Annotated in this window: 24 protein-coding genes, 1 tRNA gene and 1 pseudogene; 11 read left to right on the top strand and 15 right to left on the bottom strand. The window is 51.0% G+C overall.

The window, feature by feature from the left end:
• Positions 1–127 precede the first annotated feature (127 nt).
• Positions 128–201, top strand: a tRNA-Gly gene (locus ACTHO6_RS19115).
• 189 nt (positions 202–390) lie between these two features.
• Positions 391–1,287, top strand: a complete 897-nt coding sequence (gene rocF / locus ACTHO6_RS19110; RefSeq protein WP_440243260.1) for an arginase — start codon at positions 391–393, stop codon at positions 1,285–1,287.
• A gap of 93 nt (positions 1,288–1,380) precedes the next feature.
• On the opposite strand, the gene ACTHO6_RS19105 is transcribed toward rocF, so the two are convergent.
• Positions 1,381–1,530, bottom strand: a complete 150-nt coding sequence (locus ACTHO6_RS19105) for an aspartyl-phosphate phosphatase Spo0E family protein (protein WP_063229046.1) — start codon at positions 1,528–1,530, stop codon at positions 1,381–1,383.
• A gap of 179 nt (positions 1,531–1,709) precedes the next feature.
• Here ACTHO6_RS19105 and sigW point away from each other — a divergent pair, with 179 nt between their 5' ends.
• The 6 genes from sigW (at position 1,710) to glmS (ending at position 8,761) form a co-directional block, all read left to right on the top strand.
• Positions 1,710–2,273: an RNA polymerase sigma factor SigW gene (sigW, locus tag ACTHO6_RS19100; protein WP_197187569.1), complete on the top strand. Its 564-nt coding sequence runs from the start codon at positions 1,710–1,712 to the stop codon at positions 2,271–2,273.
• A 16-nt stretch (positions 2,274–2,289) separates the two neighbouring features.
• The gene (locus tag ACTHO6_RS19095; RefSeq protein WP_440243259.1) at positions 2,290–2,913 is read left to right on the top strand and encodes a zf-HC2 domain-containing protein; all 624 of its coding nucleotides are present in this window, start codon (positions 2,290–2,292) and stop codon (positions 2,911–2,913) included.
• A gap of 107 nt (positions 2,914–3,020) precedes the next feature.
• Positions 3,021–3,839 (top strand): diadenylate cyclase CdaA, encoded by an 819-nt coding sequence (gene cdaA, locus ACTHO6_RS19090; RefSeq protein WP_007780837.1) that lies wholly within the window; start codon positions 3,021–3,023, stop codon positions 3,837–3,839.
• Positions 3,832–5,079, top strand: a complete 1,248-nt coding sequence (locus tag ACTHO6_RS19085; RefSeq protein ID WP_440243258.1) for a CdaR family protein — start codon at positions 3,832–3,834, stop codon at positions 5,077–5,079. The genes cdaA and ACTHO6_RS19085 overlap by 8 nt, the downstream gene beginning before the upstream one ends.
• A 43-nt stretch (positions 5,080–5,122) precedes the next feature.
• On the top strand, positions 5,123–6,469 hold the full coding sequence (gene glmM / locus ACTHO6_RS19080; RefSeq protein ID WP_440243256.1) for a phosphoglucosamine mutase: 1,347 nt from the start codon (positions 5,123–5,125) through the stop codon (positions 6,467–6,469).
• 459 nt (positions 6,470–6,928) lie between these two features.
• Positions 6,929–8,761 (top strand): glutamine--fructose-6-phosphate transaminase (isomerizing), encoded by a 1,833-nt coding sequence (glmS, locus tag ACTHO6_RS19075; RefSeq protein ID WP_440243255.1) that lies wholly within the window; start codon positions 6,929–6,931, stop codon positions 8,759–8,761.
• Positions 8,762–9,319: 558 nt separating this feature from the next.
• Here glmS and ACTHO6_RS19070 read toward each other — a convergent pair.
• The 10 genes from ACTHO6_RS19070 to ACTHO6_RS19025 all read right to left on the bottom strand — a co-directional run bounded on the left by ACTHO6_RS19070 (position 9,320) and on the right by ACTHO6_RS19025 (position 17,396).
• A complete protein-coding gene (locus tag ACTHO6_RS19070; protein ID WP_440243254.1) occupies positions 9,320–10,009 on the bottom strand; it encodes a hypothetical protein in 690 nt (229 codons plus the stop codon).
• 12 nt (positions 10,010–10,021) lie between these two features.
• Positions 10,022–10,663, bottom strand: coding sequence for an ABC transporter ATP-binding protein (locus tag ACTHO6_RS19065; RefSeq protein ID WP_440243253.1), 642 nt, complete (start codon positions 10,661–10,663; stop codon positions 10,022–10,024).
• A gap of 12 nt (positions 10,664–10,675) precedes the next feature.
• Entirely contained in the window at positions 10,676–11,488 is an 813-nt protein-coding gene (locus ACTHO6_RS19060) for a hypothetical protein (RefSeq protein WP_440243252.1), read from the bottom strand.
• Positions 11,489–12,229, bottom strand: coding sequence for a hypothetical protein (locus ACTHO6_RS19055; protein WP_440243251.1), 741 nt, complete (start codon positions 12,227–12,229; stop codon positions 11,489–11,491).
• 32 nt (positions 12,230–12,261) lie between these two features.
• Positions 12,262–13,077, bottom strand: coding sequence for a hypothetical protein (locus ACTHO6_RS19050; protein WP_440243250.1), 816 nt, complete (start codon positions 13,075–13,077; stop codon positions 12,262–12,264).
• Between the two features lie 123 nt (positions 13,078–13,200).
• Positions 13,201–14,010: a hypothetical protein gene (locus tag ACTHO6_RS19045; protein WP_440243249.1), complete on the bottom strand. Its 810-nt coding sequence runs from the start codon at positions 14,008–14,010 to the stop codon at positions 13,201–13,203.
• Positions 14,011–14,029: 19 nt separating this feature from the next.
• A complete protein-coding gene (locus tag ACTHO6_RS19040; protein ID WP_440243248.1) occupies positions 14,030–14,812 on the bottom strand; it encodes a hypothetical protein in 783 nt (260 codons plus the stop codon).
• A gap of 42 nt (positions 14,813–14,854) precedes the next feature.
• A complete protein-coding gene (locus ACTHO6_RS19035; RefSeq protein WP_440243247.1) occupies positions 14,855–15,502 on the bottom strand; it encodes an ABC transporter ATP-binding protein in 648 nt (215 codons plus the stop codon).
• Entirely contained in the window at positions 15,499–16,308 is an 810-nt protein-coding gene (locus ACTHO6_RS19030; protein WP_440243246.1) for a hypothetical protein, read from the bottom strand. The genes ACTHO6_RS19035 and ACTHO6_RS19030 overlap by 4 nt, the downstream gene beginning before the upstream one ends.
• Before the next feature lie 233 nt (positions 16,309–16,541).
• Positions 16,542–17,396, bottom strand: a complete 855-nt coding sequence (locus ACTHO6_RS19025; RefSeq protein ID WP_440243245.1) for a hypothetical protein — start codon at positions 17,394–17,396, stop codon at positions 16,542–16,544.
• Between the two features lie 578 nt (positions 17,397–17,974).
• Between ACTHO6_RS19025 and ACTHO6_RS19020 the strand changes: the two are divergent.
• Positions 17,975–19,222, top strand: a pseudogene (locus ACTHO6_RS19020) (MFS transporter); the annotation flags it as partial.
• 157 nt (positions 19,223–19,379) lie between these two features.
• Here the strand turns inward: ACTHO6_RS19020 and ACTHO6_RS19015 are convergent.
• The 4 genes from ACTHO6_RS19015 to ACTHO6_RS19000 form a co-directional block, all read right to left on the bottom strand.
• Entirely contained in the window at positions 19,380–20,252 is an 873-nt protein-coding gene (locus ACTHO6_RS19015; protein WP_440243244.1) for a LysR family transcriptional regulator, read from the bottom strand.
• A gap of 74 nt (positions 20,253–20,326) precedes the next feature.
• Entirely contained in the window at positions 20,327–21,541 is a 1,215-nt protein-coding gene (locus ACTHO6_RS19010; protein ID WP_440243243.1) for an MFS transporter, read from the bottom strand.
• Between the two features lie 87 nt (positions 21,542–21,628).
• The gene (locus ACTHO6_RS19005) at positions 21,629–22,291 is read right to left on the bottom strand and encodes a type 1 glutamine amidotransferase domain-containing protein (protein WP_440243242.1); all 663 of its coding nucleotides are present in this window, start codon (positions 22,289–22,291) and stop codon (positions 21,629–21,631) included.
• A 163-nt stretch (positions 22,292–22,454) separates the two neighbouring features.
• Positions 22,455–22,814: a winged helix-turn-helix transcriptional regulator gene (locus tag ACTHO6_RS19000; RefSeq protein ID WP_440243241.1), complete on the bottom strand. Its 360-nt coding sequence runs from the start codon at positions 22,812–22,814 to the stop codon at positions 22,455–22,457.
• Positions 22,815–23,078: 264 nt separating this feature from the next.
• Here ACTHO6_RS19000 and ACTHO6_RS18995 point away from each other — a divergent pair, with 264 nt between their 5' ends.
• Positions 23,079–23,921 carry an aldo/keto reductase gene (locus ACTHO6_RS18995; RefSeq protein ID WP_440243240.1) on the top strand — a complete coding sequence of 281 codons (843 nt, stop codon included), beginning with the start codon at positions 23,079–23,081 and terminating at the stop codon, positions 23,919–23,921.
• Positions 23,922–24,113: 192 nt separating this feature from the next.
• Positions 24,114–25,490: a PepSY-associated TM helix domain-containing protein gene (locus tag ACTHO6_RS18990; RefSeq protein WP_440243239.1), complete on the top strand. Its 1,377-nt coding sequence runs from the start codon at positions 24,114–24,116 to the stop codon at positions 25,488–25,490.
• The last annotated feature ends 20 nt before the right edge of the window (positions 25,491–25,510 follow it).

Below are 25,510 nucleotides of genomic sequence, written 5' to 3'. Positions count from 1 at the left end.
GGGAAGTAGCTCAGCTTGGTAGAGTACTTGGCTTGGGACCAAGGGGTCGCAGGTTCGAATCCTGTCTTCCCGACCATTTTTCCCAGCACGTGTTGCCGGGTTTTCTGTTTTCCCAATAAGAGAATGCGCGGGTGTAGTTCAATGGTAGAACTCCAGCCTTCCAAGCTGGTCGCGTGGGTTCGATTCCCATCACCCGCTCCATATGTATGGTCTAAAACGAGTAGCCGATTCGGTTGCTCGTTTTTTTGCGTGGACAGATAGCGAATAGGACAATGGCCTGAGGCCAGACGGGTTATTTATGCAAAATCCTGTCGAGTTGAGTCATTTCGCGATCGGAGGCTACAATATAGGGGTGAAGCAACAACGATCGAAGGAATTGGGGGCGTCTACATGAACAAGAACATGAGTATTGTCGGTGTACCGATGGATCTCGGAGCAGACCGTCGTGGAGTAGATATGGGACCAAGTGCAATCCGTTACGCAGGTGTTGTAGCTCGCTTGGAAAAAATGGGCTTTCATATCGAGGACCGCGGAGATATTTTTGTAACCCGTCCGCATCGCTTTACGGAAACGGAAAATCATAAATATTTGGATGAGGTTGTGGAGGCGAACGAAAAGCTCGCTGATGTTGTAAGCGATATCATGACCGCTGGCCGTTTCCCGCTCGTGCTGGGGGGCGATCACAGCATAGCTCTGGGAACGATTGCAGGTGTCGCCAAGCACGTGAAAAATCTCGGGGTCATCTGGTTCGATGCGCACGGAGACCTGAACACAGGAGAAACCTCTCCGTCCGGCAACATCCACGGAATGCCGCTGGCGGCGAGCCTTGGGTATGGACATAAGCGCCTGACGAACATTGGCGGATTCGCGCCGAAGCTGCAGCCTGAAAACGTGGTCATTATCGGGGCGCGCGACCTCGATCAAGGCGAGCGCGATCTTATCAAGCGCATCGGCATAAAAGTGTTCACCATGCACGAGATCGACAAGCTGGGAATGGCTCGCGTGATGGAAGAAGCGATTGCTCACGTGTCCAAAAACACCGATGGCGTGCACTTGAGCCTGGATTTGGACGGTCTGGACCCGCATGACGCGCCAGGAGTAGGTACCCCGGTGATCGGCGGTATTTCTTACCGGGAGGGACATGTCTCCCTGGAGATGCTGGCTGATGCTGACATTCTTTGTTCCGCAGAATTCGTGGAAGTAAACCCGATCCTCGACCGTGAAAACATGACAGCGCGCGTCGCAGTTGCATTGATGAGCTCTGTATTCGGTGACAAATTGCTGTAATTGATCGTTGACCGAAACCAAAAAGAGAGGCCCTGATTGCCTCTCTTTTTGGTTTTTACGCATCTTTACATGGGGGGAAGAAAGAAGTACATTCTAAGGATGGAGATGTAGTTCGTTTAATAGGTGGTCAAGCTGCACACTTAGGGCAACTAATTCAGGAGTGATGGATGCCTGTTTCTTATACTGATCGTTGAGCTCTTTACGCAGCTGCTCGATCTGGAGGAGAACGTCCTGCTTCGACATACGTCCCACTCTCCTTTCCAACTGAGGGATGAAAGAGTTATCATCAATAATATATAGAGGTAGGCAGTTCCCTTATTCCTCTATTTCCCAACAAATTACCTGCACAAACACGCATTTAGGAACGAAACCATTTGCAGTATCATCCGTATATAGGATTACGGTATTGTGGGGAGGATCGCATGGATTTTGTAGAGAAACGGTTGACTCAGCGGGCAAAGCGTGGGGACCGTGAAGCATTTGCGGAGTTGATCGAAATTTATAAAGACAAGATATTTCAGCTTGCTTATCGCATGGTGGGAAACCGCCAGGATGCGGAGGATATCGCGCAAGAGACTTTTCTGCGCGTGTATGCCAACCTGCATTCCTACGATGACAGCTACAAGTTCTCCACGTGGATCTACCGGATCGCGACCAATCTATGTATCGACCGTGGCCGTAAAAAAAGACCTGACTTTTCATTGGATGAAGAAACCGAACCAGGGCAAGGGATGGACTGGTATTCGCGCCTGTCTTCTGGTGAGAGAACGCCGGAAGACAAAGTCGTGACGCAGGAGCTGCAGGAGACGGTACAGGATGCTCTGTCCCAGTTGCAGCCGAAATATCGCTCGATTATGATCTTGCGCTATATCGAGGATTTATCGTTGCAGGAGATCAGCGATATCGTAAAACTTCCCATTACGACGATCAAGACACGCATTCACCGAGGACGGGAAGCGTTGCGAAGCAAGTTGCGATTGATGTGAGAAAGGAGAAATCACGATGGAATGCCGGGAAATGATTTGTCTCATCCATGAATATCTGGATGGGGACACTGATGAACTAGACAATCAGCATTTGCAAGCACATATACGAACTTGTGCGGGCTGCCGCCAGCATATGCACGAGCTGCAGCGGGCCATCGCTTTTGTACAGAGCGCTTCACATATTCATGTTTCTCCTGATTTTACGGCACGTGTTCTCGCCCAGTTGCCTGCGCCGACGAAGGCCAACCTGATTTCAAGCTGGTTGCGGAATCACCCGTTTTTGACAGCAGCAGCGGTGTTTCTGTTTCTCATGACGGGCAGCCTGTGCGCGAGCTGGTTTGACCGCGATAATACGCTGCAAGTATCTTCAGCCAACATGGATAAGTTGAAAATAGATCGGCAACGCAATGTCGTCGTGGTACCGGCAGGAACGAGCATTGACGGAGACCTGGTGGTGCGAAACGGCAACGTAGACGTTCAGGGGCAAGTAAAAGGCAACGTGGTGGCTATCGAAGGAAAAGTGTTTGTGGCCTCTACCGCTCAAGTGGTAGGCAATACCGAATCCATCGAAGCGATCTTCGACTGGATCTGGTATGAGGTGAAAAATATTGGAAATGACTTGCTTCCGATCTTGCCATAAGAGAAAATAGAGAGTACAGCAATCAACAGCACGGCAGTGGAGCCGTGCTTTTTCCGCAGGAGACAGGCTGACCTTATTTAGATGGAGCGAGATATGGGGGCTTCGTTATGATATCGATGGATTATGGGGATTTACTGCGGTATGGAACGGATATTTTACTCGTTACATACGTGATTTATAAAATCATTATGCTCATTCGGGGGACGCGTGCGGTACAGTTGTTGAAGGGGATCATGGTGATCGTCATCACCTGGCTGCTCAGCAAGTACTTCCAACTGACGACATTGCACTGGTTGATGTCACAAGCTTTTACCTTCGGGGTATTGGCTGTGGTTATTATCTTTCAGCCGGAATTGCGTCGCGCGCTGGAGCAGCTTGGGCGAGGCAAGCTCTTTTCCCGCTCCAGCAGCCTGCAAGACGATGACATGGTGAATCGCGTGGTGCAAGAGGTGTGTAAATCGGTTACCTACATGGCAAAGCGGCGGATCGGGGCTTTAATCGTCATCGAGCGTGAGACAGGCCTGAACGATTACGTAGAGACGGGCATCGCGATTAACGGACGCGTGAGCTCGGAGCTGCTTATCAATATTTTTATTCCGAATACGCCTTTGCATGACGGGGCCGTCATCATGCGCAAGGATGTCATTTTGGCTGCTGCCTGTTACCTTCCGCTGTCTGAGAACAACTCCATTTCGAAGGAGCTGGGGACACGTCACCGCGCGGCAATCGGCGTCAGCGAGGTCTCGGATGGCATGTCCATCATTGTTTCGGAGGAGACAGGACAAGTGTCTTTTGCCGCGCATGGCGCGATGAACCGAAATCTGACGGAGGCGCAACTGGCAGAGATGCTGACCGAACAGCTCCAGCCTCTGTCAAAGGGCAAGTCCATTGGCAGTCGTTGGCAATGGAGGCGAAAACATGGATAAGTGGTTGAACAGTCATTGGTTTGCACGGGCCGTAGCGTTGCTTTTGGCTGTCATGATGTGGATGGTCGTCAATCTGGAGACAGAGCAAACCACGACTCCGGAAGCGAGCCAGCCCGTCTTTATTGACGGTGTGACCTTGCATGTCAAATACGATACGGACCGTTTTCAGGTCGTCAAGCAGCCGCGAACGGTAAAGGTCGCGTTGGAGAGCAACAACCCGTTTTATCGGCATAACTTTTTTCCGGCTGATTCGATGGAAGTATACGTCGATGCTACCCAATTAGGAAAAGGGACTCACAGAGTGCCTGTCCAGTACAAGGGGTTCCCCGACGAGGTAAAAGTGGGCATTATTCCGAACGTCGTGGAAATCACCCTGGAAGAGAAGAAGACGGTCGAGCGCGAGGTTACCGTGGAAAAACTGGGACAAGTTGCTCCCGGTTATACGGCAGGAGAACCGATCGTCAAGCCGTTCCGGGCGCTGGTCAGAGTTCCGGAGAGCCAGGTGGACAAGGTGGCGGCTGTCAAAGCCTCTGTCGATCTGGAAGGGGCGACGTCCGCGATTAAGACTACAGTCCCGCTCAAGGTAGTGGACAAGTCAGGAAATGTGATTCAAGGTGCCGATGTCATTCCGCTTACGGTAGAGGTCAACATCCCGGTCACGAGTCCTTTTGTGAAGGTGCCGATCAAATTAAACTTGACGAATGAAATGCCGAATGGCTATAGTTTGGCTAGTATGGATATGAATGTGGATGAGGTGACTGTATTCGGTCCGAAAGAGGTCATTGACGCCATAAAAGCGAACACCTATCCGGGTCCGGAGATTGATCTTGCCAACATTACATCAGATCGCCTTTTGGAGCTAAAGATACCGTTAATGGATAACATCGTGAAGGTAGAGCCGGAGTATCTCAAGGTATCGCTGAAAGTAGTTCCGTCCACAACCAAGCGTTTGGAGAAAATCCCGATTCGCATCAGCGGGTTGTCAGAGACTATGCAAGCCAAGGTGTTGTCCACCAACGGTCAGGAGCTGTCTACAATTGACTTTGAAGTCATCGGCGCGCCACAAGTGCTGAATCAATTGAGACACGAAGACTTGCAGGTCGTGGCAGATGTCAGCAACATGCCGGCTGGTGTGTACGAGGTACCACTGAATTACATTTTCAATCAGCCGGATTATATCAAGACTTCTGCGAGCGCACCGAAAAAGGTCACAATCGAAATCACGAACAAGCAAAGGTAGACATAAGCTGTTGTGTGCACAAGGAAGGAAATGAGGGACAAACATGGGGAAGTATTTCGGAACAGACGGTGTACGTGGTGTAGCCAATACACAATTGACACCCGAGCTGGCATTTAAAATCGGACGCGTTGGCGGCTACGTTCTTACCAGACACAAGCAGGAAGGAAAACCAAAAGTGGTGATTGGGCGCGATACGCGCATTTCCGGCCAGATGCTGGAAAGCGCGCTTTTGGCTGGCTTGCTTTCGGTTGGAGCAGAAGTGGTCAGATTGGGTGTCATCTCCACCTCAGGCGTGGCGTATCTCACGCGTGCACTGGGTGCGGATGCGGGTGTGATGATCTCCGCCTCCCACAATCCGTTTCCGGATAACGGAATCAAGTTCTTCGGCAGCAACGGTTTCAAACTGTCCGATGAAGTGGAAGCAGAAGTAGAGCAATACCTGGACGCGCCAGAGGACACTTTGCCAAGGCCGGTAGGAGAACAGATTGGTACGGTATTGGAATTCCTGGAGGGGGGACAAAAGTACCTCTCTCACCTGAAAAGTACCGTATCCGAGCGATTTGACGGCTTGAAGGTCGTTCTGGACTGCGCCAATGGAGCTGTCTCGTCGCTTGCAGCCCGTCTGTTTGCAGACGTGGACGCAGAGGTGATTACCATCGGGGCCAACCCGAACGGGGTCAACATCAACGAGCAGTGCGGTTCCACCCATCCTGAGCGTCTTCAGGAGGAAGTGCTGAAGCACAAGGCTGATCTGGGTCTTTCCTTTGACGGGGATGCAGACCGCTGTATCGCGGTTGACGAGACAGGGGAAATCATCGACGGCGATTACATCATGGCGATCTGCGCACGTGCGCTGAAAGCAAAAGGAAAGCTCAATAACAATACAGTTGTGACGACCGTCATGGCCAATATGGGCTTTTTCAAAGGGATGGAGGAGTGCTCCATTCATACCACGAAAACGGCTGTGGGAGATCGCTACGTGGTCGAAGAGATGCTGCGCGGCGGCTACAACCTTGGCGGCGAGCAATCCGGCCATATCGTCTTCCTGGACTACAATACGACGGGTGACGGGCTTTTGACAGGCTTGCAGCTTTTGAACATTATCAAGGAGTCGGGCAAGCCGTTGTCGGAGCTGAAACAGGTGATGGTCAAGTATCCGCAGCTGTTGATGAATGTCCGCGTAGAGGACAAGTCAAAGCTGAATGGTAACGAAGCGATCGAGCAGGCCATTCGCGAAGTCGAGGAGGAGCTGGCGGGCAACGGGCGCGTGTTGGTTCGCCCATCCGGCACAGAGCCAATCGTGCGCGTCATGGCAGAAGGTCCGGATGCTGCACAGCTGGAAGCGCTCGTGCATCGCATCGTCGACGTGGTGAAGCAGGAACTGGTATAAAAAATGTTTGGGGGGAGTGGTGCGACGCCGCTCCCTTTTGCATACAAGTAAATGACGAAGGTGTTGTCGCTCCTCTCGATCTGTGGTACAGTGTTCATGTGCCTGTGTGCACGATTTGAAAAAAATGGGAGGGGATCGGAGAAAACAAACGGATAACGGATGCGAGGAAAGAAAACCAACTGTCGTAAAGCGCCAGCACTGCGGCTGCCCGGCATGGAGCCCAGTGGACGAGGTGGAGGTTTATCGAAGTTTTCGGCGGATACCTCCCGGCAGCAGTATCACTGCCGCAGAACGCAAGGACAAAGCACCAGGGTGATCTGGTGGACAAAACTTTGCGTATGATACCTTTGAAGCCACGGACAAAAAACATCAATCATACACATGGAATGGCGGGGGCACGCCCCCGTATTATTGGTTTTGGGTTGTGTCCCCGTCAATTGGGAAGGGGATCATACACGTATGTGCGGAATCGTTGGATATATCGGAGATAAACAGGCGCAAGATATCGTGATCGGAGGCCTGCGCAAGCTGGAGTATCGCGGGTATGACTCGGCGGGCATCGCAGTCGTGAACGACAACGGTCTGGAACTGGAAAAGGCGCAGGGACGTCTGGCTGTGCTGGAGGATCGTCTGGCAGCGAAGCCGCTTGCCGGCTGCATGGGAATCGGGCATACGCGTTGGGCGACGCACGGAAAGCCGTCCGACGAGAACTCTCATCCGCATACCGATGCAAAATCGTCTTTTGCTGTCGTTCACAACGGGATTATCGAAAACTTCCTGCCGTTGAAGGAAGAACTGCTGGCAAAAGGCTACACGTTCACTTCCGAGACAGATACCGAGGTCATCGCTCACTTGCTTGCAGACATGTATGACGGGGATATCGTGTCCACGACGCGTCGCGCTGTGCAACGCATGCGTGGTGCTTATGCGCTGGGAATCATGACGGAGCATGAGCCGGATAAGCTGGTAGCCGTTCGTCTGGCTAGCCCGCTGGTAGTCGGCGTAGGACAGGGCGAAAGCTTTATCGGCTCGGATATCCCGGCCATTTTGGAGCATACCCGTGACGTCTACATTTTGAACGAAGGTGAAATGGCTGTCTTGACGCGCGACGGCGTGGAACTGATGGATGCAGAGACCGGAGAGAAAATCGAGCGGGAGCTGTTCCACGTCGAGTGGGATCTGGTGCAAGCGGAAAAAGGCGGCTATGATTCCTTCATGCTCAAGGAAATTTTCGAGCAGCCGCAAGCGGTTCGCGACACAATGGGCGCCCGCATCGACCACGAGAACAAGCGCGTGATTTTGCCTGAGTTGAAAATGAGCGATGCCGAGCTGGCGGCGTACGACCGTATCTACATCGTCGCTTGCGGTACTTCCATGCACGCAGGTCTGGTCGGCAAAGACGTTATCGAAAAATGGACCCGCGTTCCTGTAGAGGTAGCGGTAGCTTCCGAGTTCCGTTACCGTGATCCGATCTACACGGACAAAACCTTGATGATCGTCATCAGCCAATCCGGGGAGACAGCAGATACGCTGGCTGCGTTGCGCGAAGCGAAGAAGAGCAACGTGAAGGTACTCGCGATCACAAACGTCGTGGGCAGCTCGGTGGCTCGCGAGGCAGATGAAGTGATCTTCACCTGGGCCGGTCCCGAGATAGCGGTAGCTTCGACAAAGGCGTACACCTCCCAAGTAGTAGCCCTGTACCTGTTCAGCCTGTATCTGGCGCAGGTAAAAGGCACGCTTGCGGCTTCTGAGGTAGCAACTGTCGTGGAACACCTGGAGACCATTCCTGGAAAAATCGCAGCCATGCTCGAAGACGCTGAGCAGGTTCGCCACTTTGCCGAGAGCACAAAAGGGGTAAACAGCCTGTTCTTCATCGGCCGCGGCCTGGACTATGCGGTGTCGCTGGAAGGCTCCCTGAAGCTCAAGGAAATCTCCTACATTCACTCCGAGGCGTACCCGGCCGGTGAACTGAAGCACGGTACGCTTGCGCTGATTGAAGAGAACGTACCCGTCGTCGCATTGGCTACACAACCGGACATCTACGAAAAAATGGTGAGCAACATCGTGGAAGTAAAAGCGCGCGGTGCCCACGTCCTGGGCTTCGCGACCGAAGGCAACCACGATCTGGCGAAGAGCGTGGACGAAGTGATCTACATGCCCGCTACCTTGCCAATGCTCACACCGATTCTGACCGTCATTCCATTGCAATTGCTCGCGTATTACGCATCCGTCGCTCGCGGCCTGGACGTGGATAAACCACGGAATTTGGCGAAGAGTGTGACGGTGGAGTAAGCGGATTTGTTGGAGCAGAGATTTACATCATGACTCCATTTGGGGCTGCCTTCGGGTGGCTCCTTTTGTTTTGGGAAAATGAGTTAGGAGTGAGCAAATGGCTAAGCGCAATCGGTAAACGGCGGGTGCCAATAGGGAAAAATATATGGCCCCATGATCTGCACTTGAGCTTTCCCCATAATAGGTCACAGGTTGGTTGGAATAATGCTCCCAAGGGGGCGAACAGTGGGATTGTTCGACTCTCTCGACAGTTGCCACTCAATATGGGATGACACTCGCTAATGATGGTTTCGATGTGTAAGCATACAAAACATCGTTTACAACTAGTGATCCGACACAAATGGGGCTGTCCAGAAAGTCAGTGTAAACTGACTGCTGGATGCCCCGTTTTTATTGAATGCCAAAAATAGGAACAAAAAAACGCCCCACCATGTGGAGCGTGAGCGTGTCATTGATGAGTGATCGAGACGATTCCAGAAGAGCGGTTGTTTGCGCATAATACTAGAGGAGGACGCCCCCCTCTATAAATCGCTCAAAAACCAGAGGCAATAATAAGCCTTACCTCAGATTCCTCCTAACTTCTTGTTGGATCGCAAAGTAGGTGTCCAAGCTTTCTGGATCGGCGGACAGAATTTCATACTCCTGAACATCGCGAAAAGTTATCTGCCCGGATTCCAGAGCAAGCGGGGATAGCGCTTTTGCTTTTTTCTCCTGGTTGACAGGAAATTTGCCATACAGCGTCGAGACTGGCAAAAAGGTGATGGCTTCTTTTTCCCTGCCGCGATACCCCGGAGGAGCCTTGATCTTGGTCAGGAATAAAATATACTCTGTATCCGGGAGCATCATCTGGTAGCCATACAAAGAATAGTACTGATCCCCATGGAAAAAATTAGGCTCGAATATGTAAAGAAAGTCTGCTGTACGGACATTTTGTTTTTTGTAGACCTGCAATACTTCTACTTGGGACAGAATGGCTTGATTGTACAGCGTTCTGTCGGAAGTCGGCTTTACCCTGACAATGAGGTCTGCTTTTTTTTCCAACTCTTCGTAGCTTTTGATATGGTTGTCAAAATAATGGTTTGCAAACTCTTCCTCTTGGTCTACAGACACGAAATAGTCTGCGGTCTGGGAAAAATGGTTCCCGATAGCAAGAGGAGCCCGATACGAGAATCTTGTGAATATCCCAACGACGATACAAAGAAGCAGAACGATGCCCATGGCTGAATAATAGAACGTCCCTTTCCGCATGAGAGCCTCCCGTCATCCATGATCCGACGACAATTCTCCGCCCCTAACCTTGAAACGGAGATCCGCGAGAATGTCGAGGTCATCCTTGTTGTGGCTAGCGAGCAAGATCGTCGCTCCTCTGGATTTTTCTTCAAGCAAGATGTTTCGTACCAAATGGACGGCGTCCTCATCCAAAGCATTGGTCGGTTCATCTAAAAAAAGGAAATCGGGCTTTTCCATGATAGCTTGGGCAATCGCCAGTCGCTGCTTCATTCCAAGCGAGTATCTTTTCAATGTCCGGTCATCCTCCGGGGATAAGCCTACGCGTTGTATGGCGTGCTTGATGTCTGCATCCGAAATGATATTTTTTATACGTGCCAACAGTTTTAGGTTTTCCCAACCGGTATATTGGGGCCAAAAACCCGGGGACTCAATGATGACACCGACACTCTCCGGAAAGGAAATGTCTTTGTGCAATTGCTTTCCGTTCAGCGTAATGGAACCGGTTGTCGGTTTAATCAAGCCGCAAAGGGCTCGGAACAACATGGTTTTTCCAGACCCATTCGGGCCGAAGAAGCCGTAGATTTTCCCTTTCTCCAACGATAAATGAATATCTTTCAAGATTTCCCTTCCTCTGATGACTTTCGAAAGTTGTCGTACCTCGATGGCGTTCACGTCATTTCCTCCTCATCGCAGATCCATTTTTTCCAATCGATACGCGCCCAACAAAGCGAGTGCGACGGTCATCACGAACATGTACCCAATCGAAAACACCACGCTGTAGTCAGCGAGGCGAAAACGATCTCCTAGTAGCGCAGAAGCAATCACCGGGGCATCAGAATGCCAGGAGTAGATTCCTTGCGTAAAGGGAAAATAGACAATCGCCCCGCTATAGTCCGGGGTAAATTCGTGAATAAACCAGGCCAGGACGACTCCCCCGACATGCGCGAGCATAAACATGGCCGTGCTTTGAACTGCGCTGACAACAAGGGAAAACATATTGATTGCCACCACAAAGAAAACGTTTTGCATGACCAGCAGCAACAGAGCCATCAGGATCGCCTCGATCGAATGCGAGTCCATCCCCGGTTGTAGGCCGCTGGCATACCCTGAAAGTAAAACAACGATGAACTGGACAGCAGTATAGATCGTGCTATACAAAAACAAAATGAGCAGTTGCGCGTACAACCACTTTTTCCGTTTGTTTGTCCTCGTAAAGATATAGACGGCATTCTGCTGCATGCTTTCTGACAAAAAATTCCCAAGCATAAAAACCAACACGAGCTGGGGAGTGAGCCACACCAAGAGGGGCGTGATGAATTTGATCTTTTCTACCTGCAAGATTCCATATCCGGACAGGAGCAAGCAGTACAGATAGCCGCACTCTTTTACGGCAAAAGAATGGGCGTGGTACAGGCTTAGCAGCACAGCAACAATGGCTCCCGACAGTGCCATATTTACGCACAGTCTGGGTCGAACGACCAAAAATGTCTTCATCATTCAGGCACTCCAATAAAAATCTTTGTCCCGGACGAGGAGGTAGCCCACGAGATAGAGGATCGCCGTTGCTCCTCCTACGACGCCAAAGACAATCACATCACTCGGAAAAACAGTAAATACCTGGTAGCGTAATTTGTATTCCAGCGCCATGAGGGCAGGTAATGACAGAAAATCGACCCTCAGGATGGATTTGCTCATGTCTTGAAGAAAGAAAGCAAAGGTCGTCAAAAACAAAGCGATATACTGGTTTTTCAGCAAAAGGACCAAAACGTGATAGACACATCCAATCGCGATGAACGAGATCCACACGATTCCCATGTGGAACATCACATAGGGGAACAGTTGCCGCTCTATGCGATCAGGGATAAGCAGAAAGGAGCCAAGGAACGTACTCCCCTGTATCACGATCATCATCATCAGAGAGAAGAGGCTGGTAGAAACAAATACGTCCCGCCACCACTTTCCCACCCGGTCATATTTAAGTAGCACCGTGAATCGGTTGTACATATCCGTAATCATCATCTGTAACGCCAGAAACAGGGGAATGATGAAAAATACGATTTTTTTCGCATCCATCACGCCATGACTGACAAGGATCAAAGCGGGAATGCTACTCTTCTGTCCCATTTTGGTGACCTGGAAGGAAACAAGGCAGGCAAACACCAGAAGGAGAAGAATGCTCACATAAAAGAAAACAGAGGTCATCAGTCTTTTCAACATAAGAAACTGTATTGGCTTCATCTTGCACCTACTCGTTTTGAAGTAACTAGCCCTTATAATTCCGCATCAAATCGGTATAGTCTGTATGAGATCATGACGAAGCTAATGAGGAGCAGTCCCGCCATCCAGCCGATCATGATAGCCGGATCTCCTTCTGTTTCTGTTCGTACGTAAGTCAGGAGTGACATCTCTTCCATCCCCATTTTGCTGAAAAAAAGATGCAGCAGGATGTATCCGAAAAAAACGCAGGAATGCACAAAAATGGTGCCTTTCGAGACGTAGAGGTAAAGGGAAAAGGCCAGCAAAGACAATAGCCCGGCAAACATGGACAAGATGCTTGCAAACAGGCAGGAATACAGATAGGGAGACTCTAGTCTCATCAGCTCAAACATGTTCGTTTCGTCATAATCGAATGCATAAGGCGGCAACGAATAGTTATTGTCGTACCCTTCCAAGGGAAAGGCAATCAGGTTCAAGAGCAGATTAATCATCAGCGGGATGAAGAATGCCAAAAAGGTAAGTCCGAAGGTGCAGACGGCTTTGACGCATACATACCTGGTCATGCCCGTTCTCGTGATGATGCTTTTATATACGCCGGACTGGACGTCAGCGTAAAACGAGTCCGCAAACAACATAGTTGCAAGCAAAGGTAACAACACGGTCAGCATGATGACAAAGGAAGTCGAATACACCCCCTGGAGCATACTGGTTTCGTGCGCCGATCTGATTTGGGTGAGGGAATCGCCGTAAAAGTGGTAGCACGTAACAAGAAAACTTCCCAGAGCCAAAAACATCAGAACGGCAAAGACCAGTTTAAACTGGGTTCGGTGTAAGCCGTTTCTTCCTTCTAACCAAAACAGTCTTCCCATTGGCCCTCCTCCTGGGTACATAGCCAGAGTACCAGGAAGCTCCCGGTACTCTCGTAAAGGTAAGTTTCGATAGATATAAGGGTAGGGTACTATTTTTTGCAAGTAATTTCAATGATTTGGAATTTATTCAGTCCGAAGAGGAAACGAAGCTGAGCGACTCCATCGGAAACCTATTCCGAAACACACCAAAGAAATGCTGGCATTCAGGGCTAAGGCATACCATACACGGTCGTATTGGAAAGAGCCGGAAAATAAATCAAGGAACGACGGGTACATCATGGGAGAAATCTCACGAGGAATCAGCTGTTGCACATACAGCACTCCCGAGATAAATAACAAGAGGGTAAACACAAGGTACGCGCTCCCCGCTCTTCTGCCTAGCAGGGCAGCAAGGAGAGAGACAGCTCCTAAAGCCACCAACCCGGTCAGAAAGACGAAAATAGCCATGAGATCCATTCTGCCTGCGAGTGAAGGAACAGAGAGGCGGGCAATTCCCCCGACAGAGTGGATCTCATAGAAAAAGGGAAGGGAAAAGAAGACAGAGCCGACCAGTAGCTGAATCACGATATACCATAATCCGTAAACAACGGAAACAAGCGCGCACGAAACAAATTTTCCTACCCACCATGTACTGCGGGTTTGCACCCGCAAGAGTATGTATTGGTCGTATTCGCTGAAATGAACCACCATTCGATAAATGAAAAGCAAAAGCGGCAGGGTAGTGAGCGTCCAAAAAATTACCTCTATGATTTTGCTATGAAAAAACAATCCGCCGATGGATTTTATCAGCAAAACAGACAGATCGGCAGATGGGATGTCCATAGATCGAATCGAAAGGCTATGGAGTACGGAGAGCAAAACAAATAATAGGGTGATCGATGAGATGAATGGAACTGGCTGTGAGAACAAGGTAATTTTCAGGTATGTTTTCAATCTCTAGTCACCAACTTGCCTAAAGGTTCATCTTTCTTATTCGCATGAAGCCCAAAATGATGGCTGTGATATACAAGCAACACAAGTAGCCATAAGACCAGGCAAAGGAAGGGGCCACAAGCTGATTAGACGAAGAAAGTTTCGTCGGAATCTTGGGGAGTAGATACATATGTGTAGTTAGCAGCCATTTATAAGCAAAGCCGATATCATGGTACCTTGCAAAGGTCAAGTAGGACAGCAGGCATAATATTACGCCGAGTGCCGACACAATAAAGTGATGATAAATATAGAGAGTGAGGATGGAGAGCAAGGTACCTAGTGCCGTTAACGTAATGACAAATGTAGGGAAAATACAACTGAGAAGAGTAACAAGAGACGTCGACGAAATAAACAACGACTCTTCCCCCATTATGTATGCCGTTTCTAACCCCGAAAACATCCCGATGAGCAGTGGAATTATGATTGTCATGATCGTGTACAGGATCGCCATAACGAAAATCGCTGATAGTTTAGCGATAAACCAGTTCGTGCGAGTATTGGCTCGCACACTTAGATATTGTACATAGCGATTTGTGATATCAAGCCTGATGACATCGACCGTCATAATGAAAAAAAGCACGGGCAAAATCATCGTACTTTGTCCTGGACTAGTTAAAAATGAGAAAGCAAACTCCCAAATAGAATGAGGGACAAACGTTTGGCTTTTTAAGTAGAACAGCGCATTTAAGCAAAGTACGCCTGCCCCCAGAATCCATCGCCAATAGTAGCGAGAAATCAGTTGAGACAGTTCAAAGGTCAGCATGTGATTCACCTCTGGGCAGGAAAAACTCAAAAAGGGCGTATTTCATCGTTTTGGTTTCAAGGTGCGGTTTTCCAAGCGAAACACGCGGTCACAGTATTTGTCAATTTCCTCCTTGTGGTGGGAAACCATAAGGATCGCTGCTCCGCGTTGGACCTGTTCCTGAATGACAGTGGAGAAAATCTCAACCCCTTGCTCATCAAGCCCATTTGTCGGTTCATCCAACAGCAAAACGTCCGGGTTCTCCATAATCGCTTGGGCGATCGCGAGACGTTGCCGCATCCCCAGCGAATACTTTTGCACGGCCTTTTTGTTGGAAGGGTCGAGTCCCATTTTTCTCATGGTAGATACAACCGTTTCCTGGCTGATCTTTCCACGAATGCTGGCGAGTAAGGTAAGATTTTTCAAGCCGGAGTACTGTGGAAGAAACGAAGGAGTCTCAATCACAGCGCCAACCGAGGTCGGCAGGACACCTAAAAGGCCAGGGTATATTTTTTTCCCGCCAACGTACACATGCCCCTTGTCGGGATAGACTAATCCGGTTGCCAACCTTAACAGTGTTGTTTTGCCAGATCCGTTCGTACCGACAATTCCAACGACCTCCCCGGCATGAACAGAGAGGGTAACGTCTTCCAGGATGGGATTTCTGCCTAACTTTTTACAAACATGCTGAAATTCAAGTGGTTGCATCATTTTCCATTCCCTCGCTTTATCCTCCAGGTGAATAACAGATAGCTAGATAAAAAGAAAAAGGCGATTACTGCCAAAAAGATCAGGGGAATCTCCAGTGTGGAATGCTCATAAATAAGCCTTCTGCCTATGTATAGTCCCAACAAATTCAACGGAGCATAGTCAGACAGTTCTAAGCTGTAGAAAGTCGATTGCAGAACAAAGAGCAAGAGCCACGGGCCCACTAGCACCACGTAGATATTTTTGATGAGAGTAGCCAGGAAGTTGCTTAGCATCGCCAGCGCTATTCCATACAAAACGGCATTACTGGTAATCAACAAAATAAACAAATACGGATAGGTGAGAAAAAGATCCTCTGCGTAGACAGGAGTGATCCCCTCTACCGCCTGTACAGTTTCCGTGGCAGGGAAGACAAACATGGCCACTGCGAACATGGCAAATTCGACAAGATAGACGAACAGGGCGACCATGACAGCGGAGGAAATCAGTTTGGACAATAGATACGTTCGATAGGAAGTTCGCGTCATGATATAACGGTCAAATCCAGAGCGTCTGTCACGCACGAGCGAGTCCCCAGCCAATAATGAAATAACAAGCGGATAGATCGCAGCTAAAACAGCGGAAGCCCCCTTGCCTTGCGCATAGCTGAATGCGACAAACCAATTGTGATGGAACGGTCTGAATTCCCGGCCAAAGGGATAGAAGGCAAGATAACCTTGAATAAAACAGGCGACCAGGAGCAATAACGCTACCCAAAGCTGCCAACGGTGAAGAAAACGGTTAAGCTCTGACTTGATGAGAGAACCCAACAAACTTAGACACCACCTTAACGGAAAACTATGTAAAGAGGAGAGCAAGAAGAGCTCTCCTCTGCTGTGGCAAGTTATGGACAGAAAGTGTAGGACACTCGCACGGGGGCCATATTGAATGCGCTAGTTTCGAGCATCAATTGCATCTCCTGATTTTTAGTTGCAGAGCTTTTCATGCTTGTTACGATTCCTGCCTAACTTTTTACAAACATGCTGAAATTCAAGTGGTTGCTTCATTTTCCATTCCCTCGCTTTATCCTCCAGGTGAATAACAGATAGCTAGACAAAAAGAAAAAGGCGATCACTGCTAAAAAGATCAAGGGAATCTCCAAAGTGGAATGCTGATAAATCAGCCCCCCGCCTATGTATAGCCCCAACAAATCCAATGGCGCATAGTCAGACAGTTCTAGTTTGTAGAAAATCGATTGCAGAACAAAGAGCAAGAGCCAAGGGCCTACTAGCACCACGTATATATTTTTGGTGAGAGTAGCCAGGAAGTTGCCTAGCATCGCCAGTGCCATTCCATACAAAACGGCATTACTGGTAATCAACAAAATAAACAGATACGGATGGGTCAGGAAAAGATCCTCTGCATAGACAGGAGTGATCCCCTCTACCGCCTGTACAGTTTCGGTGGCAGGGAAGACAAGCATGGCCACTGCGAACATGGCAAACTCGACAAGATAAACGAACAGGGCGACCATGACAGCGGAGGAAATCAGTTTGGACAAAATATACGTTCGATAAGAAGTTCGCGTCATGATATAACGGTCAAATCCAGAGCGTTTATCACGCACGAGCGAGTCCCCAGCCAATAACGAAATAACAAGTGGATAGACCCCGGCTAAAAGAGCGGAAGCCCCCATGCCTTGTGCATAGCTGAACGCGACAAACCAATTGTGATGGAACGGTCTGATTTCCCGGCCAAAGGGATAGAACGCAAGATAACCTTGAATAAAAAAGGCGACTAGGAGCAATAACGCTACCCAAAGCTGCCAACGGTGAAGAAGACGGCCAAGCTCCGACTTGATGAGAGACCCCAACAACGCAAACACCACCTGAGAAGATACAAGTTCATTTGTTGTCATAAAACGGCAACAATTCCTATATTTTAAAGAAAAAGATATACAAATAATAGACATACTTCCAAATAAAGTGCAAGTACTGCCTATCTGTTGGGCTAACAAAGAACGAGCCGGAGAGTCAAATTCTACAGGCTCGTTTTTTTGTTTCGGTTGGGGAGACGAGCAAACTGGCGGAAGTCAGGCAAGAAAAATGTACCATCGCTGCCCGCGGTTAACAGACAGCGACCAGAAGTTTGCTGGTAAACAATCACCTAAACGTTTGTTTAAGTTTCCGCCGATCAGGCAGCTTGCCTGGTAAACGGATGTGGAGCGTTACCGGGAAAAAGCCGGGGCAACGCCGGTTGCGGCGCTATTCGGCAAGGAAAAAGCAAAGAAGAAAGCTGGTCAGCCGAGGGGACAAGGAGGGCCAGCTTTTTTTTGCGGCTTTCACGATGCAACAAAGACGACAGACGCCTTAGGCACTTTTCGGTACCTATGCTACTGAAAAGTACGTACTTCCTATGAAGGTGTGCATGACCGATAATAACAGACAGCAACACCATATTCGCCAATCATGATGCGTAAGGGCCCTACCATATGGCTGGCAAGTAAAACTTGAAGGAGGATATTTTTTCAGCATGAGTACAGCAATGGAGAGAGTGCAACAGCAAGAAAAAGGTGCGAAAAATTCCACGCTTGCTTTACTTGCGCTCGCAATCAGTGCCTTTGGCATCGGGACGACGGAATTTGTCATTGTGGGTCTGTTATCTACTGTCGCGCAAGATTTGCAGGTAACCATAACGCTTGCCGGGCTGTTAATTTCTGGCTATGCGCTGGGAGTCGCTGTGGGAGCGCCGATTATTACGGCACTGACGAGCAGAATCCCTCGCAAACTGCTGCTTTTGCTGCTGATGATTGTATTCATCGTCGGAAACAGTGTGGCGGCCCTGTCAGCCAGCTTTGCGCTGCTGCTTGTTGCCCGCTTTATCACCGCGTTTTCGCACGGGGTTTTCTTTTCCATCGGATCGACGATTGCGGCTGACCTGGTGCCGGAAAACAAGCGCGCCAGCGCGATTGCGACCATGTTTACCGGATTGACGGTCGCAACGGTGACCGGGGTTCCATTGGGAACGTTTATCGGGCAAATGTTTGGATGGAGAGCGACTTTTTGGGGTGTTGCCATTCTTGGACTGATTGCGTTGGTGGCTACCGCGGTTCTCGTTCCGGGGAATTTAAAAAAAGGCAAGTCTGCTTCGTTGAAGGACCAAGTAAAAATTGTCACGAACGGCCGACTGCTGCTGGCTTTTGCGATCACGGCGCTTGGCTACGGCGGTACGTTTGTCACCTTCACGTTTTTAGGACCGATTCTGGAAGAGATCACGGGTTATTCGGCGAGCGTCGTGAGCGTCATCCTGCTCGTATACGGCCTGGCGATTGCGATCGGCAATACGATCGGGGGGAAAGCTGCGGATAAAAACCCGCTCAAGGCGCTGTTTTGGATGTTTGTGATTCAGGCTGTCATTCTCGTCATTCTCACGTTTACGGCACCATTCAAAATAGCAGGTACCTTGACGATCGTGCTGATGGGGCTGTTGGCCTTCATGAATGTGCCGGGCCTGCAGGTATACGTGGTGCAGCTGGCTGAAAAATACGTTCCCAGCGCCGTCGATGTAGCGTCTGCGATCAATATTGCCGCGTTTAATCTGGGAATTGCCATCGGTGCCTTCGTCGGCGGAATCGTCGTGGATACCATGGGCTTGATTCATACGCCGTGGATCGGTGGGGTGATGGTTGTTGGCGCTGCGCTGCTCACCGCAGTCAGCGGGAAGCTGGAGCAAGCTCGCCGCTGAATCGATTGTGCCGTCTGGCTCCGACCTTTTGGGCAGCAAGCTTTGGCTTGACGAAAAGCGGCAGGCTCATGGAGATGGGCCTGCGAGCAGAAAAATGGCTGCTATCCTTGGATGGATAACAGCCATTTCTTGCTTCCGCTTCCGGCAAACCGGGCCATCACACCGTCCTCTTCAGCGTTTCGATCAACGTTTTCAGGTGGGGCAGGCTCCGGTTTTTCATTTGGTAGGCCAAATACAGGTCGTTTGTAACGGTGCAGGACGGGTACATGATTTTTACTTTTTGGCTCGACAGGTGGGCATTCAACATGAACGTAGGCAACAGGCTGATGCCCGCGCCGTGCTCGATGGAGGCCAACACGCTGTGCAGATCGGGGACGACATGCGTCGGCTGCGTCTGCGGACGTTTTTGAAAATGCTCCCGCCAAAAGCGGCGGATGATCGGCAAGTCCAGATCATAGCTGATCCAGGGCTGGGAACACAGCCACGCCTCAAAGTCGTCACGTTCCGCAAAGGCCGGCTCGTTGTAATCCGGTGACCCGACCAGGACAAATTCCTCCTGCATGTAGGGGATGTATTCTACGCCGGGTACAGCCAGCTTTTGCGGCATGACGATGAGGTCTGCTTTTTCCTCCAGCAGCAGGTCGAGCAATTTGGACGCGACGCCCAAATAAGCGATGACGCGAAGCGAATAGCTGCCGATGTGCGGGGCCAGCTTTTCCCGAAAAAACTCATGGTTCGCCCCAATCCGGATGACGGGCAGGGAAGAGGCAGTGTTCGCTTTCAAGTTTTGCGTGGTTTCTTCCAACGCCTCAATGAGCGGGACCACTTGGGTGTACAGGGCTTTGCCCCGCTCTGTGGGAATCATTTTGCGCGGTGCTCGCGTAAACAAAGGCTCGCCTACCTCGGCTTCCAGCGAAGCCAGATGCTGGCTCATCGCAGGCTGGGTCATCATCCGTGTCCGGGCAGCTTCGGACACGGACCCATGCTTGTAGATGCTGATGAAGCTGCGATACCATTCAAAGTCTACCATGACAGTTGCACCTCATTTCTTTCCTGTGACGTGTTTCTGTTCACGTCCTGCGTTCGGGCGAAGTGTTTGTCCCGTCAGGAGTGGGCTGCCTGCTTTTGCTGTCTGGCTCCCCAGAGCGTAAACAAAATGCCGATCAAGGTTGTGAGCGAAGCGACCCACGGAACGGCAGGAAGCCCTCCGGCGAATCCGAGATCGATCACGACGCCGCCGATGTACGCCCCCAGCGCATTGCCCAGATTGAAGGCCGCGATGTTCAGGGTGGAGGCCAGCGTAGGGGCTTCCTTGGCCGTATTCAGCATGTGAAGCTGCAAACCGGGGACGGTGCCAAATGCGGCGATTCCCAGAACGAATACCGTTAACAGGGTGAGCGGCTTGCTCAAAGCCGTCAGGCTGAACAGAGCAAGAACCACTGTCAGCAAAACGAGGATGCCCAGCAAGGAAGGAAACAGCTTGCGGTCTGCCAGCTTTCCTCCGTAAATGTTCCCAATCGTGATGCCCACTCCAAACAAGACCAGAATATAAGAAACCGAGCTAGGAGCAAAGCCGGTGATGTCTACGAGGATCGGGGCAATATAGGTGAACGCGGTAAAGACGCCCCCGAACCCGAATACGGTCATCAACAGCGCAATATGCACCGCTGGACGCTTCAGCACACCCAGCTCCTGACGCAGACTGGACGTGGCGCTTGCGACTTTCGGGACGAGCAGAATGATTCCGATCAGCGCAATAATGCCGATTGCCGTGATTGCCCAAAACGTCGAACGCCAGCTGTATGCTTGCCCCAGGAACGTTCCGATCGGTACGCCCAAAATGTTTGCCAGCGTCAGTCCGGTAAACATGATGGCGATCGCACCAGCGCGTTTTTCTTTCGGAACCAGCTCGGCGGCAATGACAGAGCCTACGCCGAAGAACGAGCCGTGCGTCAGGGCGGCCAAAATGCGCGCCAGCATCAAAACGGTATAGTTTGGCGCAAGCGCAGCCAGTGCATTTCCGGCGATAAACAGAATCATTAAAAACAGCAAGAGTGCTTTGCGCGGCATTTTGTGCGTCGCGATAGTGATGACGGGAGCGCCTGCGGCAACGCCCAGGGCATACCCTGTAATCAGCAACCCGGCCAGCGGAATCGAGACGTGCAGGTCGGTTGCCACCTCCGGGAGCAAGCCCATGATGATGAACTCCGTCATGCCGATGGCAAAAGCCCCGAGTGTCAACGCATACAAGGCGAGCGCGGAGCCTTTGCGCGAAGAGGTCGACAGGTCGGAATGACGGGCAGTGTGGTCGATGTTCATGATGATGATTCCTCCTTTTTGCCCATGTACATGTGAAAAGATACAGGAGAGGAGGCTGATATGGTTTGTTTACCAGCCTCCCGTTTATTATTCGCTCAATTTGTTCAAGACGGCTTCGGTGACGGCCAGGGTCGATTGCGGATTTTGTCCGGTAATCAGGTGGCCGTCCACTTCGACGTGCGAGCTCCAGTCTGGCGCGGCCACAAAAAGGGCGCCAAGCTCGCGAAGCTTGCTCTCCAGCAGGAACGGCAAGTAGGCTCCCAGTCCTGTCGCCGCTTCCTCGCTGTCGGTAAAAGCATTGACGCGCTTGCCTGCGACAAGCGGCTGCCCGTTCGACAATGTTGCCCCTACGAGTCCAGCTGGACCGTGGCAAACGGCTGCGACGATTTTGCCCGCTTCGTAAAAGTCGCGCAGCAGTTGCTGGAGCTTGGCGTTTGTCGGCAGGTCGAACATCGTGCCGTGTCCGCCCGGCAGGAAGATCGCAGCGAAGCTGTCAGCCGTTACGTCCTCCAGCTTTTTCGTGTCGGCCAGCACCTTGGCCGCATCGAGAAATTCCTGCGGGGTGTTCTCGTCCACGCTGCCCGGATCAATCGGGCCAGCTCCGCCCAGCGGGCTTGCTACTGTGACGTCGTAGCCGCTGCGCTGGAAGGCGAGGTACGCTTCCGCAAATTCGGACAGCCAGATGCCTGTCTGCTTGCTTTCGTGCATGTCGGTATGATTGGTAACGACCATCAAGATTTGTTTTGCCATCTATAGTGCCTCCTGTGAATGTGGATTGTGGTGACAGTCGTCATTCTACGCCCTTTTTTTCGATAAAACAAATTATGTTTTTGTGCGATATCCATAAATAAATTTATAGATCAAAGCAAAAGACGCCACCTCTTCTGGTTGCAAAAGAGGTGGCGTCGCCGTGCTATTGATTGAGAATGCTGTCCTCCAATACCGCATATTTGTCCCCGTACTCGCGGATAATATGCTGCTCGCCCCAGGCGCATAGCGCGTCGAGGATGCTTTTCAGACTCCAGCCGTACTCGCTCAGCTCGTATTCGACTTTGGGCGGGATTTGATTGTACGTGATCCGGTTGATGATGCCGTCTTGCTCCAGCTCGCGCAACTGCTGCGTCAGCATTTTTTGCGTGATGCCCGGCATGAGGCGCTTCAATTCGCTGGTGCGTTTTTTTCCGTGCGTCAGATGACAGAGAATGACGCACTTCCATTTGCCGCCAATGACTTCCAGCGTAGCTTCGACTGCAATGTTGTACTTTTTCTTCAACGGTCCATTCCCTCCTGCTTGTATAGGAACTTTTTAGTACCTATCGCACAAAAAAGTACGTACTTCTCCTTTTGGCTATCTTCTCTCATAATAACATTTGTCAAACCCATTGGTACATAAGTTGTCGCCGCGCGCGGTTCGGGCAACGAAAGCTCCTTGAAGAAAGGAACTGGCTTTGATGTACATGGCTTTGGCGAAGATAACAAGAGCAACCTCATGGGTGAAAAAGCCATTTGATAAAGAGAAGGATGGAGGAGAGGAACCATGGCAAGCCATCTGCAAGATACCACGACGCTGTACAACGGAGTAAAAATGCCTTGGCTGGGACTGGGCGTGTTTAAAGTAGAAGAAGGGCCGGAGCTGGAAAATGCCGTGCAGTTCGCGATCAGGCACGGGTATCGCAGCATTGACACAGCGGCGATCTACGAAAACGAGGAAGGGGTCGGACGCGGGATTCGCGCCGGATTGGACGCGGCTGGACTGGCCAGAGAAGATCTGTTTGTCACCTCGAAGGTGTGGAATGCCGACCTTGGCTACGAATCGACGCTGGCCGCCTATGAGACGAGCCTGAAAAAGCTCGGGCTGGAATACCTGGATCTGTACCTGATCCACTGGCCGGTGGAAGGAAAGTTCAAAGAGGCGTGGAGAGCGCTGGAGACACTGTACAAGGCTGGACGGGTCAGAGCGATCGGGGTGAGCAACTTCCACATTCACCATCTGGAAGAGCTGCTCAAGGACGCGGAAATCAAGCCGATGGTCAACCAGGTGGAATTCCATCCGCGCCTGTCCCAAACGAAGCTGCGCGCATACTGCAAAGAGCAGGGCATCCAGTTCGAAGCATGGTCGCCGCTCATGCAAGGGCAACTGCTGGACCATCCCGTCCTGAAAGGGATTGCCGACAAGCATCAAAAGTCCATTGCCCAAATCATTTTGCGTTGGGATTTGCAGCATGGTGTCGTAACCATTCCGAAATCGACGAAAGAACATCGCATCGTGGAAAATGCGTCGGTGTTTGATTTTGAGCTGACAAAAGAAGAGATGGAGCAGATCGATGGTTTGAATGAAAATCATCGCGTCGGCCCGGACCCGGACAACTTTGATTTTTAATGCCAGGTCGGAAAAAGGGAGGTAGAACCCGGTTCTATCTCCCTTTTCCTTTTGGCGGCAAGTCCTGGCCACAAGTTGTCACTCTTCCGCCACAAAATCGGGCCAGGTATAGCTAGATCGAGTCATGCGGAGACCCTGGCTGTTGTCCTATACTTGGCAGCGTGAACAAAACCACGAGGGGGAACCGAGTATATGGCAATGGCACAACCGCTTCGGCACGAGGCGGAGGAACCGCAAAAAGAAAGGCAACTGTATCAGGCCGTGTGGCGATGGCACTTTTACGCTGGCATCCTGTTTGCTCCTTTTCTGATTTTGCTTGCGATTACGGGCGGCATTTATTTGTTCAAGCCGCAGATCGAACCGTGGCTGTACAAAGACTACTATTACGTACCCGTCGGTCAAAATGCTGTCTCGCCCACGCAACAGGTAGAGGCGGTGAAGCGAGCCTATCCGACGGCAGCGATTACACACTACCGTCCAGCCGATGAGCCGACGCGCACGGCCGAGGTCGGTATTGTCTACAACAACGTGAGCAAAACCGTGTTCGTCAATCCGTTTGATGGCCGGATCGTCGGGGAGCTTGCGGACAGCGACAGGCTGATGCAGGTGATGAAAAAGCTGCACGGCGAGCTGATGGCAGGCACCGCAGGCGACCGGATTATCGAGCTGTCCGCCTGCTGGGGCATGATTTTGCTCGTCACGGGTGTCTATCTGTGGTGGCCGCGAAATACCCGTTCGGTATACGGGACGTTGCTTCCCAGACTGACGCAAGGGAAGCGGTTGTTTTGGCGGGATTTGCATGCCGTTCCCGCGTTCTGGCTATCGCTGTTCACAGCGGTGCTCATCCTGACAGGCTTGCCCTGGTCCGGCGTCTGGGGCGACTACGTCAACAAAGCAGCCACTTCGGCTCAATCCGGCTACCCGGACCAGTTGTGGGGGAGTGTGCCGGAGTCGGTCATTCCGACCAAGGCCGTGGCAGAAGTGTCGTGGGCTGCCGAAAACATGCCAGTGCCGGAGTCGGAGCAAAAAAGCGGCTACAAAACGTTGCCGCTGGAGCAGGTAATCCAGATTGCCACCGAGCGAAAAGTCCCCGCTGGCTATACGATCAACCTGCCAGAAGGGGAAAGGGGCGTCTATACGGTGTCGGTGTTCCCCCAGTCTCCTGTGGACAATGCGACGCTGCATATCGACCAGTACAGCGGCAACGTTCTTGCCGATCTGCGTTTTGCCGATTACGGGACGATGGCAAAAGCAATCGAAATCGGCATCGCCTTGCATGAAGGCCGGCTGTTCGGCTGGCCGAATCAACTGCTGGCGGCGTTGACTTGTCTCGGTCTGGCAGGCATTTCCGTCACAGGACTTATCATGTGGTGGAAGCGGAAGCCGCCGGGAAAACTGGGGGCGCCCGCCTTGCCGAAAAACTTCAAGCTGATGAAGGGCGTTGCGCTGATCGTCGTCGCGTTCGGACTTTTTTTCCCGTTGGTCGGTCTGTCTCTGCTGGCCGTTCTGCTTCTGGATTGGCTCGTTATCAGGCGCATATCTGCCGTCAAACGATTTTTGAGCGCATAGTTCGGGGGAATACGTTCGAA

Source organism: Brevibacillus sp. SAFN-007a, from assembly GCF_051967035.1.
Classification (GTDB): domain Bacteria; phylum Bacillota; class Bacilli; order Brevibacillales; family Brevibacillaceae; genus Brevibacillus.
This window is presented reverse-complemented; position numbering and strand designations above follow the sequence as displayed.

Coding starts and splice junctions, on each gene's coding strand:
- rocF (WP_440243260.1), top strand. CDS start 391: ATGAACAAGAACATGAGTATTGTCGGTGTACCGATGGATCTCGGAGCA.
- ACTHO6_RS19105 (WP_063229046.1), bottom strand. CDS start 1,530: ATGTCGAAGCAGGACGTTCTCCTCCAGATCGAGCAGCTGCGTAAAGAG.
- sigW (WP_197187569.1), top strand. CDS start 1,710: ATGGATTTTGTAGAGAAACGGTTGACTCAGCGGGCAAAGCGTGGGGAC.
- ACTHO6_RS19095 (WP_440243259.1), top strand. CDS start 2,290: ATGGAATGCCGGGAAATGATTTGTCTCATCCATGAATATCTGGATGGG.
- cdaA (WP_007780837.1), top strand. CDS start 3,021: ATGATATCGATGGATTATGGGGATTTACTGCGGTATGGAACGGATATT.
- ACTHO6_RS19085 (WP_440243258.1), top strand. CDS start 3,832: ATGGATAAGTGGTTGAACAGTCATTGGTTTGCACGGGCCGTAGCGTTG.
- glmM (WP_440243256.1), top strand. CDS start 5,123: ATGGGGAAGTATTTCGGAACAGACGGTGTACGTGGTGTAGCCAATACA.
- glmS (WP_440243255.1), top strand. CDS start 6,929: ATGTGCGGAATCGTTGGATATATCGGAGATAAACAGGCGCAAGATATC.
- ACTHO6_RS19070 (WP_440243254.1), bottom strand. CDS start 10,009: ATGCGGAAAGGGACGTTCTATTATTCAGCCATGGGCATCGTTCTGCTT.
- ACTHO6_RS19060 (WP_440243252.1), bottom strand. CDS start 11,488: ATGATGAAGACATTTTTGGTCGTTCGACCCAGACTGTGCGTAAATATG.
- ACTHO6_RS19055 (WP_440243251.1), bottom strand. CDS start 12,229: ATGAAGCCAATACAGTTTCTTATGTTGAAAAGACTGATGACCTCTGTT.
- ACTHO6_RS19050 (WP_440243250.1), bottom strand. CDS start 13,077: ATGGGAAGACTGTTTTGGTTAGAAGGAAGAAACGGCTTACACCGAACC.
- ACTHO6_RS19040 (WP_440243248.1), bottom strand. CDS start 14,812: ATGCTGACCTTTGAACTGTCTCAACTGATTTCTCGCTACTATTGGCGA.
- ACTHO6_RS19035 (WP_440243247.1), bottom strand. CDS start 15,502: ATGATGCAACCACTTGAATTTCAGCATGTTTGTAAAAAGTTAGGCAGA.
- ACTHO6_RS19025 (WP_440243245.1), bottom strand. CDS start 17,396: ATGACAACAAATGAACTTGTATCTTCTCAGGTGGTGTTTGCGTTGTTG.
- ACTHO6_RS19015 (WP_440243244.1), bottom strand. CDS start 20,252: ATGGTAGACTTTGAATGGTATCGCAGCTTCATCAGCATCTACAAGCAT.
- ACTHO6_RS19010 (WP_440243243.1), bottom strand. CDS start 21,541: ATGAACATCGACCACACTGCCCGTCATTCCGACCTGTCGACCTCTTCG.
- ACTHO6_RS19005 (WP_440243242.1), bottom strand. CDS start 22,291: ATGGCAAAACAAATCTTGATGGTCGTTACCAATCATACCGACATGCAC.
- ACTHO6_RS18995 (WP_440243240.1), top strand. CDS start 23,079: ATGGCAAGCCATCTGCAAGATACCACGACGCTGTACAACGGAGTAAAA.
- ACTHO6_RS18990 (WP_440243239.1), top strand. CDS start 24,114: ATGGCAATGGCACAACCGCTTCGGCACGAGGCGGAGGAACCGCAAAAA.